The 12,950-nt window shown below is 55.2% G+C and carries 12 protein-coding genes and 3 pseudogenes; 5 read left to right on the forward strand and 10 right to left on the reverse strand.

From position 1 onward, the window contains the following. The first annotated feature begins 27 nt into the window (after positions 1–27). Complete coding sequence (locus tag ABM562_RS09755) at positions 28–1,383, forward strand: MBL fold metallo-hydrolase RNA specificity domain-containing protein (protein WP_460421690.1); 1,356 nt, start codon at positions 28–30, stop codon at positions 1,381–1,383. Positions 1,384–1,437: 54 nt separating this feature from the next. Then, positions 1,438–2,091 carry a hypothetical protein gene (locus tag ABM562_RS09760; RefSeq protein ID WP_460421692.1) on the forward strand — a complete coding sequence of 218 codons (654 nt, stop codon included), beginning with the start codon at positions 1,438–1,440 and terminating at the stop codon, positions 2,089–2,091. Here ABM562_RS09760 and ABM562_RS09765 read toward each other — a convergent pair. The 8 genes from ABM562_RS09765 to ABM562_RS09800 form a co-directional block, all read right to left on the reverse strand. After that, positions 2,080–2,652, reverse strand: a complete 573-nt coding sequence (locus ABM562_RS09765; protein WP_460421694.1) for a GNAT family N-acetyltransferase — start codon at positions 2,650–2,652, stop codon at positions 2,080–2,082. The genes ABM562_RS09760 and ABM562_RS09765 overlap by 12 nt on opposite strands. A gap of 194 nt (positions 2,653–2,846) precedes the next feature. Continuing rightward, on the reverse strand, positions 2,847–4,214 hold the full coding sequence (locus ABM562_RS09770) for a sensor histidine kinase (RefSeq protein WP_460421696.1): 1,368 nt from the start codon (positions 4,212–4,214) through the stop codon (positions 2,847–2,849). Next, positions 4,211–4,873 (reverse strand): response regulator, encoded by a 663-nt coding sequence (locus tag ABM562_RS09775; RefSeq protein WP_115086620.1) that lies wholly within the window; start codon positions 4,871–4,873, stop codon positions 4,211–4,213. The genes ABM562_RS09770 and ABM562_RS09775 overlap by 4 nt, the downstream gene beginning before the upstream one ends. 11 nt (positions 4,874–4,884) lie before the next feature. After that, positions 4,885–5,529 (reverse strand): tetratricopeptide repeat protein, encoded by a 645-nt coding sequence (locus tag ABM562_RS09780; RefSeq protein WP_460421698.1) that lies wholly within the window; start codon positions 5,527–5,529, stop codon positions 4,885–4,887. Next, positions 5,526–6,335 (reverse strand): SDR family oxidoreductase, encoded by an 810-nt coding sequence (locus ABM562_RS09785; protein WP_460421700.1) that lies wholly within the window; start codon positions 6,333–6,335, stop codon positions 5,526–5,528. Before ABM562_RS09785 ends, ABM562_RS09780 begins: the two co-directional genes overlap by 4 nt. Next, entirely contained in the window at positions 6,322–6,996 is a 675-nt protein-coding gene (locus ABM562_RS09790) for a TenA family transcriptional regulator (protein ID WP_460421702.1), read from the reverse strand. The genes ABM562_RS09785 and ABM562_RS09790 overlap by 14 nt, the downstream gene beginning before the upstream one ends. Continuing rightward, complete coding sequence (locus ABM562_RS09795) at positions 6,993–8,474, reverse strand: AMP-binding protein (protein ID WP_460421704.1); 1,482 nt, start codon at positions 8,472–8,474, stop codon at positions 6,993–6,995. The genes ABM562_RS09790 and ABM562_RS09795 overlap by 4 nt, the downstream gene beginning before the upstream one ends. Further along, the gene (locus ABM562_RS09800) at positions 8,464–9,141 is read right to left on the reverse strand and encodes a thermostable hemolysin (RefSeq protein WP_460421706.1); all 678 of its coding nucleotides are present in this window, start codon (positions 9,139–9,141) and stop codon (positions 8,464–8,466) included. The genes ABM562_RS09795 and ABM562_RS09800 overlap by 11 nt, the downstream gene beginning before the upstream one ends. A gap of 581 nt (positions 9,142–9,722) precedes the next feature. On the opposite strand from ABM562_RS09800, the gene ABM562_RS09805 reads away from it, so the two are divergent. Further along, positions 9,723–10,058: a hypothetical protein gene (locus ABM562_RS09805; RefSeq protein WP_460421708.1), complete on the forward strand. Its 336-nt coding sequence runs from the start codon at positions 9,723–9,725 to the stop codon at positions 10,056–10,058. Positions 10,059–10,236: 178 nt separating this feature from the next. Here ABM562_RS09805 and ABM562_RS09810 read toward each other — a convergent pair. Beyond that, positions 10,237–11,022, reverse strand: a pseudogene (locus ABM562_RS09810) (endonuclease); the annotation flags it as partial. Between the two features lie 28 nt (positions 11,023–11,050). On the opposite strand from ABM562_RS09810, the pseudogene ABM562_RS09815 reads away from it, so the two are divergent. Beyond that, positions 11,051–11,581: pseudogene (locus ABM562_RS09815) on the forward strand (IS3 family transposase); the annotation flags it as partial. A gap of 102 nt (positions 11,582–11,683) precedes the next feature. On the opposite strand, the pseudogene ABM562_RS09820 reads toward ABM562_RS09815, so the two are convergent. Beyond that, positions 11,684–12,028: pseudogene (locus tag ABM562_RS09820) on the reverse strand (HupE/UreJ family protein); the annotation flags it as partial. A 600-nt stretch (positions 12,029–12,628) separates the two neighbouring features. On the opposite strand from ABM562_RS09820, the gene ABM562_RS09825 reads away from it, so the two are divergent. Further along, positions 12,629–12,946, forward strand: a complete 318-nt coding sequence (locus ABM562_RS09825; protein WP_460421710.1) for a metal-sensing transcriptional repressor — start codon at positions 12,629–12,631, stop codon at positions 12,944–12,946. Positions 12,947–12,950: the final 4 nt, after the last annotated feature.

Below are 12,950 nucleotides of genomic sequence, written 5' to 3' on the forward strand. Positions count from 1 at the left end.
CTCCGGCCAGCTTTCGAGGTCAGAATCATGCAGCTCACATTTCTCGGTGCGACGGGTACGGTTACCGGAAGCAAGTATCTACTCCAGCACAACTCGACGCAGGTGCTTGTCGATTGTGGACTGTTCCAAGGATACAAGCAGTTGCGCTTACGCAACTGGCAATCTTTGCCTATACCCGTGGATGAAATCGATGCGGTAGTCCTTACCCATGCGCACCTCGATCACAGCGGTTACCTTCCAGTTCTGGTTCGGAATGGGTTTCGTGGGCCGATTTATGCGACTGCGGCCACTTGTGAGCTGGTGAGGATCCTGTTGCTCGACAGTGGTCGCCTACAGGAAGAGGAAGCCGACTATGCAAACCGACGTGGCTACTCCAAGCACCACCCCGCCCAGGCGCTGTACACGGAAGAGGAGGCGAAGCGAGCACTTGCACATCTCCGCCCACTGGAACTACATCACTCGGTTGAAATCGTCGACGGTCTACAGGTCTATCTTCGTTCTGCAGGTCACATTTTAGGTGCCGCGACTGTCGAAATAAATGCAGGAGGCCAAATCATAGTGTTTTCTGGTGACCTAGGGCGCCCCAACGACCCTATCATGCGAACCCCGGAGCTGATCGAGAGCGCAGACATTCTTTTGGTCGAATCTACGTATGGTGACCGACAGCACCCGAAGGAGGCTCCAGAGACGTATCTCGCCAATGTCATTAATCAAACACTGCTAAGGCACGGCATCACCCTGGTTCCGTCATTTGCCGTTGGGCGTGCGCAATTATTGATGTACTACCTGTATGCGCTCAAAAGAGAGCATCGAATCCCAGACATTCCGGTTTACCTCAATAGTCCAATGGCATCAGATACCACCGCGCTGTATCAGCGCTTTCACCAAGAGCATCGCCTGTCTGCCGTGGAGTGCGCAGCGATGTGCCGTAGCACCCATATCATTCGTACAGTCGACGAATCAAAACACCTTGACCAGCTTCGCGACCCTGCGGTGATCATCGCAGCCAGTGGCATGGCAACCGGGGGCAGGGTACTGCATCACCTGAAGGCGCTGGCTCCCAACCCCCGCAATACGTTGTTGTTTTCTGGGTTTCAGGCCGGTGGTACTCGCGGAGCGGACATCATTGCTGGAGTTAGGACAATCCGTATGCACGGTGAGGATGTCCCGATACGCGCTCAGGTCTCTGCCATGGAGAGTCTGTCGGCGCATGCCGATGCTGATGAAATCATGCAGTGGTTGCGGGGCTTCAAGAGGCCCCCTCGGCATACCTTTGTGGTGCATGGTGAACCCCATGCAGCTGATACGCTGCGGCGCCGAATCAGCCTTGAGCTTGGTTGGTCGGTGTCAGTGCCAGAGCACCTTGAAACCGTAGAGCTTTAGTTGCCCAGCACCGTATAGCCTACTTTGGCACGGACTAATGTGAGGGTATTGACCATGAACGCAACCAGTAAAGAGAAGCTTAAAGCCTGGTTGAAAAGGCCACGAGCTAGCTTCGGCATAATTGCTGGAGTGGTGAGCTTCGTAGTGTTGGTATCTATTGCAGGCTGGTTCGATGGTGCTGTTGAGTTGCTTACGGCCAAGCCCTGGATCTTACTGGGCTTTGTTACGATCAGTCTGTGCGTTGGGGTCATTGTGCAACATCGTTATACCCTGCTTGTTGGTAAAGCTATTTTCAATCCTGGCTCAACAGGGTGGCGGCATAAGGTTGATCGTATCTCGACCTACGCTAAGGAATCGAACCTTGTATTGTGTCTTCTGATAGCCATAGGTGTGGGGTATCCCACAACGTTGTACTACGCGGCTCGATCAATTCGTACCATCGTTTCTGCCTGTGAAACGAATCTCAACGATCAGCTTGCGTTCCTGGGGGAGGATGGGAGGTTGGTATCTGTTTCTTCGCCCATCTGCTTGTGTTTGTCTGAGGTGTTTTTGGAAAGAAATGGTGTATTGCGGCTCGCCCTGTTCAACACTTCAGTCTTTGAAGTAAGTGATTTCCAAGGCATCACTGAGGAGGACGAGCAGCAATGTTTGAACCGTGTGATTTCAGGTGGACAGTCTGCAGCTTCGCAGCGCTCATCAAGTCAATGAAAGGCGATGAATGACCTGGCAGGCATCGCTAGGATCACGCGCAGTGGAAAAGCCGAGGTCACGAGCTAGATCATGCATCGCCGTATTGGCCGCCGAGTCGATTGAGTACATCTCTTTGTACCCATTCGCCCGAGCCTTATCGATCAGGTGGCTAAGTAGCAGTGCTCCTAGGCCGCGATGCTTCCATTGATCATCAACGGTAACCGCACACTCACATTCATCTGGTTGGGCGCCGGCTGCATAACGACTGATACCGACCTCTAGGAGTTCGCCTTTTACATGTGCCAAAGCCACATATGCCATTTTCTCCCGCTGATTGACGGTCATCAACTGATCGAGCATGGCTTCACCAGGCTCTTTGATTTGGCACAAAAAGCGAAAGTGTCGCGACTCTGGTGAAAGACGCATGATGAAGGCCTTTTCTCGCTCGCGATCCTCTGCACGCAGAGGTCTGATGAGGACGTGCCCACCATCCTTTAGCGGCTCGATCCAGTGTTCGCCTTTTTCAGGAGGAAAGGCGGGAGTAGATGGTGTTTGCGCGTTAGATTGAACAGGTGCCATGGGATTTACTCCGAAGGGATGGAGAGGTTCGTAAATCACCATTCTTATCTACACCTGTCGGGGCGCCCCCGTTTGATGTATGTCAAACATGAGTCTTCCCAACCAATTTACGGGTGGCTACTTTCAAGGCTTTGTCCGACGGCAGCCCAGGCACTGGGCCCACCGATGGGAGACTGATTGCGAATCCGAGAGTATTACTTGAAGGGTAGGTCTAACGTTGCACGCATACCTCCCTGACTACGATTTTCTAGCGTTATCTGCCCTCCCATACGATCTGCAATTGTTTTCACGATAGCGAGCCCCAGTCCTGCTCCCTGGTCATTACCTCGACTATAGAAACGTTCAAGGAGCCGGCCATACTCGGACTCATCGATACCCGGGCCGTCGTCTTCGACAGACAGTTCGTAGTGGTCGCCTTTTCTACCAAGACGCACCGTGATCAGGCCGTGTGCCGGAGAAAAATTTGCCGCATTGGTTACCAGATTGTTTAACGCAATATTGATGGCAGTCGGATCAACTCTGACGTTGTAGGTGTCGTCGCTGACATCGAATACCAGTTCAAGTCCCTGGCTCAGCAGCCAAGGCGTCAATTGAACCAGGCTGTCGCGGACGGTGGCTGCAAGATCAATGGTTGATGGCGTAGTGGATACTGATTGCGGCTCGATGCGAGCCATCGTCAGCAACTGGTTGACCAATCGACTGGTACGATCCACACCTGCAATCAAATGCTCTAGTGACTCGCGCCGACTTTCTTCACTCTGTGTTTCCAACAAGTTCTGGGCATGTACCTTTAGCACCGCCAGGGGGGTGCGCATTTCATGCGCAGCGTCGGCAATGAAACGTCGCTCACGCCCAAGCACTTCCTGAATTTGCGCCAGCATACGGTTGAGCGCTGCCTGCATTGGCTCCAGCTCGCTCGGAAGGGGGGTCAATTGAAGTGGCTCCAGTGACCCGCTGTGTCTAGCACGAAGGGTAGAAGCCATATTCGCGAGCGGCCTGAGACCCCATCCAATGGCAAGCCAAACCATTGCCGCAAGAATCAAGCTGCCCAAAACGTTGGGCCACAAGGTGTGGCGCACAATACGCTCAACGAGGTCAGCTCGCACATCATCGCGCTCGCCCACCCAAATCCGCATACCGTTGCGTTTGTCTTCCAGCATGAAAGCGCGCCAATTCCGATTGTTCAGATCCACGACATCGCTGAAACCGGGCTTGCCAGGTAGGGTGTGAAAAGAGGGGGCGCTCGCCGTATGCACAAGGAGCTCACCTTGGCTGTTCCAGACTTGAAACGCGATTTTGCTTTCGTAAGGATGTCCGTCGACTCTGGGTACGGCTTCGCCTAATGCTGTATTGAAGGCCTGATAGAGCTCGGCGTACTCCTTTCTCTGTAGCGGCATGCGCATGACACCCTGTAGAAGCCGTGCGTTTTGTGCGAGCTGAGCGTCGTAGACTTCTGTGATTTCGTGATTACTGTCGTGAAAATTAAGCGCACTGATCACCGCAAACCCCAAGAGCATCAAGCCGATTATCAGGGTGAGTGTGCGACGTCGGATTGACGTCATCGACGCTCCTCCACCAGATATCCCACGCCGCGAACTGTGCGAATCAGATCAGTCGAGAACTTCTTGCGCAGGTGATGGATGTGTACTTCCAGCGTGTTGCTTTCGGCTTCTTCGTTCCAGCCGTACAACAATTGCATCAGTTGATCTCGGGTCATCACGCGACCAGGGGGTGACAGCAATTCATGCAGCAACTGATATTCCTTGGGTGTCAGGGCTACAGGCAGGCCCTGGTAGCTGACTTGCTGAGTGCCAGGGTTCAGACAGATGCCCGCATGCTCGATCAACATCTGTGCTCGCCCGGCACTGCGGCGTAACAAAGCACGTAAACGGGCCTTCAGTTCGGCTAGGTCGAACGGTTTGATCAAATAGTCGTCGGCGCCTGCGTCCAGCCCGGCGATACGGTCTTCTGTTGCATCACGGGCCGTGAGGATCAGCACCGGCAGGTTGGAACCGCTATCGCGCAGGCGCCTGAGTACTTCTAGTCCGTCCATACGTGGCAAACCAAGGTCAAGCACTGCCAAGTCGAAGGTCTCACTGAGCATGGCGTGCAGAGCACTACTCCCATCCTTGAGCCAATCGACAGTGTAACCTTCACGCCCTAGCGCTTGATGAATACCCTCGCCCAGGGCGACATCATCTTCGATTAGTAATAAACGCACGCAAACTCCAGTCAGTCGAGTTTCTTGTTAACGTCTTCCAGTAGTGCGGCGATTTCTTTGCGCCGTCCAACGTCAGCACTTTCCCAGCCCTGCCTTGGAGGCGCTTGTAGTGCTTTTTGCAGGGCAACCTTGGCTTCAGCGTAGCGCTTCTGGCGGTAGAGGTGATCGCCCCAGAAATATAGGCTATCGATGCCGGCAGGATTGAGTTGCAACGCTTTCTGAAGCAGTTGCTCTGCCTTGTCAGCATCACCGAAACCGATCGGCCAGCCTGGCACTCTGTCGTAGAGTGCAGCAAGGCTGGTATAGGCCGAGCCTTGCAAGGCATCGGCGTCTAGAGTTAGGGCTTTTTCCAGATCGGCCTTGGCATCTTTGACCTTGCCCAGGGCGCCCAGCCCGCCTTGAGCACCCGCCCAACTGCTGGTAACGATTCCTGACCAGATCCACGCTTCGGCTAACACTGGGCGATCTCGGGTGAACGACGATGTTTGTGCCGCCAATTGCGCGAACGCCGCTACGCGCTGTTGCTCTGGCAGTTCATATTGTATGTGCGCCCAGCTTTGCTGAATGCCATTAAGGCGTTGCTGATCCGCGTTGTCGAGCGCCCAGACGCCTTGGCTCAACATGCCGAGCAGCAGGCAGGCAACGGTCTTTTTCATGGTTTGAGGTGCTCATTTTCGTGGGTGTGGCTAAGGTGCCGGATCAGTGGCAATTGCTTGCGCAGACCTCGATCTACAAGATTGGGTAGCAGGCTGTTCAGACGTACGAAGAATCGCTCCGGCCATCCCAGATAGAGATCGCGACGGTCACCGGCAATGGCGTGGATCACAGCCGCTGCCACTGCCTGTGGATCATCGACGCTGGCCTTAAGTGCATCGTTGAGCGCTTGGGCGGCAGGGCTGTTCATCGAGGTACGGGTAGCGCGGGGGGCGACATAGAGGACGCCGACCCGGGTGTCGGCGAGTTCCCGGCGTAGGGCTTCGGAAAAACCGCGAAGTGCGAACTTACTTGCACAGTAAGTGGCATATCCAGGGTAACCAATCGAGCCATAGGTTGACCCTACGTTGACCACCATGGCGCTTTCGGCCTGTTTGAGCAACGGCAGTAGCAATTTGGTCAGACAGATTGGAACACTCACATTCACATTCAACATCGCGTTGATTTCATTGTCATCCAGCTGTTCGAGCATGGCGAAGTAGTTGACGCCGGCAGTATTTACCAACAAGTTGATGCCACCAATGGCTTCGGCGGCGGCCAATACTTTGCGTCGATCATTGAGGAATGTAAGGTCGGCGGCTACCCAGCACAGATTTTGCGGATAGCGCTCAAGCAACGGCATCAGGGATTCCTGATGTCGAGCTACCGCCAGCACCCGGGCACCGGCGGCGCACAGAGCCCTGGCAATTTCCTGGCCGATCCCACCGCTAGCGCCAGTCAAGACCACGCGGGCATCATGCAGTTGCATGATGAACCTCCGCAGTCCGGGGCAAACCATGAAACATATCGATGTACAGCCGGTACACCACTTTTGACGCATGGATGACAGCCGCCTGGTCTGCGGGGTCTTCCAGCCTGTTCATCAGGCGGCGGTAGGTCTGCATATGCTCGATATCCAGTGAACCGTGGGAACTGAGATAGCTGAAGGCGCTTTCTGGAAGACCCAGATGCTCGCGGATGCTGCCCGCTGCATGGGTGGCCAGGGCAATGCTTGTGCCTTCCAGCACATTGACCATGCCGAACAGGCCTACCGGGTTGCCTCGAGCAATCAAGTCGTAAAGAAAGCTGATCATCAGTTCAATCGGCATTGAGGGTTGGCCGTCACGCACGGAGTCACGGTCACCGCCGCAGGCGGCTATATCGTTAAGCACCCACTGTTCATGGCCGTATTCTTCTTCGATGTACTCGCATACCGCTTTGCGTAGCCATTCGAGGTGGCTTGGCAGTCGCGCGCCGCAGGCCATCATCAGTGGCACAGTGTGGCGGACGTGGTAGTAGGCTTGCGCAAGAAATTCCCGATAGCTCTCAAGGCTGACCTTACCTTCAAGTGCGTCGAGGATTATCGGCAGGTTGAACAGTTCGTGGCGCTCTTGATGTGTAGCTTCTTGAAGCGTGTCGAAAAAACTCATGATGCAGACTCCTCAGATACGGCAGATTCGGTAAGTTGCGCGTGAAACGTCTCGACAATAGCGTCGCGGCGCGGTCGGCCATTGGCAGTCAGCAAGCCGTTGGCAGCCGTGAAGGGATAGGGCAGGCGCGTCCAGCTATGAACTTGGGCGTAGTCGGGCAATGCGTCATTTGCTTCCGCTACAGCCCTAGCCAGTTCTGCATCCGTACAATCGGTACGATGGGGCCACAACAGGGCGTGATTGCGTGGAAGCGATTCCCCATACACAAAGGCTTGGGCAATGTGGCAGCGTTGGGTGAGTTCGGCCTCTACCCATTCCGGGTTGACGTTGCGTCCGAAACTAGTGACAAATTGATGCTTCTTGCGACCTTTGAGGTAAAGGAAGCCTTCCGGATCTAGCTCTCCGAGGTCGCCGCTGGGCCACCAATCCTCGGCGTAAGGTGCATCGCCCAGATAGCCGAGCAGTGCCGAGCCCTTGATCAGTACTTCACCATCGTCTGCCAGCTTCACCTGGATGTGAGGCAAGGGTCTACCAACGCTTCCCGGGCGCTGTGCACCGGGACGATTGAGGCACACCACCGAGGCGCACTCAGATAATCCGTAACCTTCGTAAACCGGCAGACCGACGCGCTCAGCTCGGAGCAACAAGTCCTCAGAGACGCGCGCTCCTCCTACAGCAGCAAAGCGCAATTTCTGTGGGTCGAAGGCTTTCTGCTCAGTGGCGCTGACCAACATCTGCAGCAACTGCGGCACCAAAATCAGACTCTCGGGTGCGCGCGTGTTAAGGCATTCGAGTAGCCGGGGTAAGTTGACGCCGCTGGCGCCTTGAATGCCCAAAGCTTTCTGACTCGGTAAGCTCAAGGTTGCGCCAGCGTACAGTGCGGCGTAGCAACCGAGGTTTTCCAGCAGGATTGCTAGTGGCAACAATGCCAAGTGATGCTGCGGGTCAGCAGGTTTACTGGCTTGATCCAGCTCTCTTGCTACTTGTAGTAGGTTTTCAGCACTCAGGCACACGCCTTTAGGGGTACCGGTGGTACCGGAGGTGAAGGTCAGTTTGGCCGTGCCTGGGGGCATCCGGTTCGGGCCGGCGAATGTACGGCGCCAGAACTCGCCGCTTTTTTCATAGCCCAAGGCAAGCAATTCAGCATCCAGCTCCGGTTCCGAAATCACCCTTGCCGCCTGACTTTGCTCCAGGCAATGGGCGCGCTGTGTAGGACTAAAGAAGGGCGGCAAGGTTACGCAAGTCAAGCCCTTGAACAGCGCGGCAAGATCCCAGAGTATTGCTTCAACGCCGTTATCCAGTGCCAGGGCTATAACCTGAACGTGTTCGTCGCGTAGGCGTTGCTGGCGGTACGACACTTCGGCGTAAAGAGTGGCGTAATCGAGTCTCACCCGATCATCCCAAAGTGCAATTGCGTGTGGGTTGCGCTCCATATGGCTATGCAGGATCTTCTGGAAACGTTGTAACTCAAGCGACATGGCTAGTGCCCTCAATGGATGACGGCAGACCCAGCCGAGTGAACAGACCACTGTTGCGCAAATGGATGAATCCCGCGCGAATGTTACCGACGTGTACCCAGGGTTTGCTCTCGTAATAGCTGCCCCAACTGTAGCGATCGTCACCCAGTCGGCCCGGGTCGGCTGCACACAACGTCACCGGTTTCAGACCGAGGCGATGGAAGCTATTGACCAAGCCGATGTTGCCGGTAAATGCCACCCATTCCAGGCTGCCCATGGCCAGTAGCCAGGTGATGGCGATGATACTCAGTCGTGCACTGCCGGTATCGCAGGCAGCCAGGTTACCGACCTCGACAATGCTGGCCCGACCCACCGGGTATCCGGCAGTAGCACTGATCAGCGGATCGATGGGCTCGTCCAGGTAACGTTCCAGGAACAGTGGTTCGTCACGTGCAAGGCGCACCCCGGCGACCGCACATAATTCGCCATGGGCTTTGCTCATGCCAAACAGCTGAGGCATGAAATAACGGATGTCGGCGCCGTGAGCCTTGCGAAAGCGTTGCTGAATAAACGCTTCGAGTGCGGGTCGCAGGCTGTCGCCTGGAATGGCACCGGTCAATGTCAGCTGCGGCGTCTCGGCTTGGCCGAAGAGCAGGGGCAGGGGGGTGTTCCAGTCGAAATGGGGCATGGGCAGATCGCCTCCCTGTATAGATTGGGGAGGAGTATCCAGGGTATTTCTTAACGAAGTCTGAAGGTGAGGCCCACTGAAAGTTCGGTCGTTTTCTGTGTAGCGAATGCCTTCGGAAACTGCTCAGGGAAACTGTGGCGATTGAGTGCTGCAGTCTCCGGTAGGGGAGCTTCTGCGGGGGGGCAATCCATCGCTGAGAGCAACGACAGGTATGCGTTGGAGCTCCAGCAACACAGCGATGCATTACTGGGTTCGAGTGACCGCCTCTTGTAGCTTACAGACCGAAATTTCTGCAACTGGTGGGCTAGTATCTAAGTGAATACGGTTGCCCAAGGCTAGGATCTTTCATATGCATATGGACCAACTCGAGCTCCTCCGTTTTGGAGCGTGGGAATGAAAAGCAAAAGGTCAGCACTTAGGTCTTGGGAATGGTGTTTGAGATGCCGTCTATCGGAGGGGTCTGCTTTGTCATGCTTTTTATAGGGAATTAAGTAAAATATGCGCCGCGCTTTTCTGATCCATTTTGGGTCGACGATTTGGAAGCCGCCCCATCTTACGGACGTTCAGCACAGGAGTTCACGGTGTCACCTCACCCCGCAAGGCCTTATACGAGCAGCGTAGGTCAAATCATCATCTCAAGCTCCGAACATTGCTCAATTGGTTGCTTTATCAATCAGTATGTCGAAAGCAGGGGCGTGCAATCCGATGCCGGATTTCGCAACGAAGTGACCGCAGCGCTTCGCGACTTTTTATGCGCCGCTCCAGTAAAGTTGTTTGAGTTGAATGCTTGGTTAGATAACCGCCTCGGCCTAAAGGCCTTACATCCTGACTACTTGGGCATCATCGACGAGTTTGGTGATTTCCCCGTCAGAATGAATCCTCCCCGCAGACTTCAAGAACAGCGCTCTAAGCCCTGATGTAATCGCCGGGGCAGTTGTCCATATTATTGAACGTTCTTTAGGTATCAACAGGCCGGTTCGACAGCTGGGTTCTACGTCGTCACTCAATGTGGCTAATGCTCACCCGCTTCGCTTGCATAGTGAGCTCTCCCTATCCAATCACGGTCGTACTTGCCAGTTGATTGGCACGTAGCCGCTATTTGCAGTTTCCAGCCTTTCGATAACCTGCTGCCTGAGCCTCAGTTTCTGACGCGAAGGAGACCTGATTTTTTGCAGACACCTGTGCATAGCCAGGACAGCCGCTCGGCAGATGATAGACATGGCTTCTCTGGTTCCCGACGATCACACCGATGGCAGTGGTTGCACTTGCCAGGGTGGGCTTTAGAGCTGGTTGTGGGACTTGCTTAGGGGCAGCGCTCACGACGCCATCACCCACTGGCTTATACCCGTTCGTCCAGCTGCGTTGGCCGGTAACGAATGGGTTAGAGTGCCCCATGATTGCGGAGATGCGGAGATGCGGAGATGCGGAGATGCGGCGATCGCGCTCTTGCTCCCAAGCGTTGACTGGATGCTGCTTGTCCCATGCCATGAACAGCTGTTGCTGCTGTCGAGACATGCTGAGCTTGTTCCGATCGAACATGTAAAACGTAGTCCGGGCAACGAGACCTTTGACCTCATCGCGTGGCTCAGCAGCGCGTTGGTTGAAGTCGACTTTGGTTTTGCACTGTCCGCACTGTGGGGCGACGCCAGACGCCACTCCGTAGTTGAAGTTACTTCGGTTGCCGTTCACTTCACCTACTGCAGGGTAGAGGTTAAAAAGGTTTGCTTCCATGGCCTTGAAGACAGGGTCGTCGTCAGCGCAATGCTCACGTCCACCGCTCTGCCAGCACTGTCTCTGGTGACCTAATGTCCACGCGGGCACAATGTGCTCCCACTCGGTGCGTTCAGCTCGACTCTGCTGTTTACGGGTTTCATACGCGCACTGCCGCAAGCGCCGATCTCCGGACGTTGATCGATTGGTTTTACGCAGCCGAGTGAACGAGCTGTTCACTCAAAGCCGCAGCGCGGCGGGCAGCCGAAGCATCATGCTCATGATGCGCGCGGACGGCATAGAGATTGGGCGATTCAAGGTGCGCAAGCTGATGAACGAAATGAAATTGATCAGCAAGCAACCTGGCTCACATGCCTATAAAAAGGCGACGGTGGAGCGGCCGGATATCCCGAACGTGTTGGATCGAGAGTTCACCGTGTCGGCACCGAATGAGGTCTGGTGCGGTGACATCACGTATGTCTGGGCTCAAGGTCGCTGGCACTATTTGGCGGCTGTGATCGATCTGTTCGCCCGTCGCGTGGTGGGCTGGGCGTTTTCATCGAAGCCTGACGCTGACCTGGCTATCAAGGCTTTGGATATGGCCTATGAGCAGCGTGGTCGGCCTCAGAAGGTTCTGTTTCACAGCGACCAAGGAAGCCAGTACGGCAGCCGAGGCTTCCGTCAGCGACTGTGGCGCTATCGCTTCAAACAGAGCATGAGTCGACGTGGAATTGGTAGCGAGCCTCGTATTGGGCCAGATAATTGACGATGTGATCGCGAGGCCGAAACCATGCAGCAGGCCAAACACCAGCGTGGCCACCTTGGTATTTGGCTGGAAGCCAAACCAGCGTTGAAACGCGCCAAGGTTGTCGAGCGCCTTGTACACGACGGAGAAGCCAATGATGGCGTCGATTACATACGAGCTGATGCTGATTTCAGTGAGTACACCCAGCAACAGGGTGACCGAATGCCCGACGGCAAACAGGGTTACGTATAACCCGACATCCTTCATTCGGTAGAGGAAGAAGACCACCCCGAACAGAAAGAGCAGGTGGTCGTACCCCGTCATCATGTGCTTGGCGCCCATGTAAATGAACGGCAACAACATCACGCCTGAGCTTTCCTGGATAAAGCCTTTATCCCCCTCAGCGACGGCATGAGCCAACGCCTCGGGCATGCCTAAACAAGTAAAAAGAACAGCAATAGCGGTCGGCGTGAGCGCAGAGCGAACACATCCCCGCCACTCGTTGGGTGCAAGTGCATGGATCAATCCTACGTTGCAATGAACTTGAGCCGCTGTGCGGCCATGGTCAGGAAGCAATCGGAGAACGGGGGGGGGGGCGCTCGATCAGGAATATTGGTGATCGGGGAAGTGAATGGCCTGGCGCGGCGAGCCGTAAGAATGGCTTCTGCTGCGCAGCAAGCTGCACCGTAGAGCTCAGCTGAGGGGTTTCGTGCTGGTGATCAGGGGTAAGTGGCGAGTGGTAATGGTCGGAGCACTGTGTACAAGCCGATGCACCATGGCTGTGATCATGCTCAGCTCCTTGCGCCACTCTGCTACAGGATGTTTGCCGGGCATTGCCAACGTATAGGCATGCCCCGTCCAAGCCGAGATAACGGCCAGAGCAAGAGCAAAAATCACCATCGTTGAGAGAGAACGACTAAACATCACAGGTGCCTTTCAGGCCAATTCCATAGAATGTGAAGCTTGTTTGGCCTATCCCCCCAGGGGGGGATACGATGCCAGTGCAATTCATCGGAACCAGAGACTCAAGTCATGACTGAGCATGAGCACCTCCATGCCCATGACCACCCGCATGGTCATACACATACTCACCAAAGCCACGAAGCAATCATCAAGCGCCTCAAGCGTGCGGGCGGCCACCTGCGAAGCATCATCACGATGATCGAGGAGGGCCGGGAGTGCGTCGACATCGCACAGCAGTTGCATGCTGTTGAAAAAGCGGTTTGCCAAGCCAAGCGGACACTCATTCAGGATCACATCGACCACTGTCTGGAAGACACCGTTGCGGCATTGAGTAACGGTGATCGCTCCTCGCTTGAAGAATTCAAGCAAATCACTAAGTACCTTTAGGTTC

Source organism: Pseudomonas sp. ZL2 (genome assembly GCF_054788455.1).

What these genes read in the sequence shown, in the direction of transcription:
- ABM562_RS09800 (WP_460421706.1), bottom strand. Translation starts at nt 9,141, where the DNA reads ATGCCCCATTTCGACTGGAACACCCCCCTGCCCCTGCTCTTCGGCCAA.
- ABM562_RS09760 (WP_460421692.1), top strand. Translation starts at nt 1,438, where the DNA reads ATGAACGCAACCAGTAAAGAGAAGCTTAAAGCCTGGTTGAAAAGGCCA.
- ABM562_RS09825 (WP_460421710.1), top strand. Translation starts at nt 12,629, where the DNA reads ATGACTGAGCATGAGCACCTCCATGCCCATGACCACCCGCATGGTCAT.
- ABM562_RS09755 (WP_460421690.1), top strand. Translation starts at nt 28, where the DNA reads ATGCAGCTCACATTTCTCGGTGCGACGGGTACGGTTACCGGAAGCAAG.
- ABM562_RS09770 (WP_460421696.1), bottom strand. Translation starts at nt 4,214, where the DNA reads ATGACGTCAATCCGACGTCGCACACTCACCCTGATAATCGGCTTGATG.
- ABM562_RS09785 (WP_460421700.1), bottom strand. Translation starts at nt 6,335, where the DNA reads ATGCAACTGCATGATGCCCGCGTGGTCTTGACTGGCGCTAGCGGTGGG.
- ABM562_RS09795 (WP_460421704.1), bottom strand. Translation starts at nt 8,474, where the DNA reads ATGTCGCTTGAGTTACAACGTTTCCAGAAGATCCTGCATAGCCATATG.
- ABM562_RS09790 (WP_460421702.1), bottom strand. Translation starts at nt 6,996, where the DNA reads ATGAGTTTTTTCGACACGCTTCAAGAAGCTACACATCAAGAGCGCCAC.
- ABM562_RS09780 (WP_460421698.1), bottom strand. Translation starts at nt 5,529, where the DNA reads ATGAAAAAGACCGTTGCCTGCCTGCTGCTCGGCATGTTGAGCCAAGGC.
- ABM562_RS09765 (WP_460421694.1), bottom strand. Translation starts at nt 2,652, where the DNA reads ATGGCACCTGTTCAATCTAACGCGCAAACACCATCTACTCCCGCCTTT.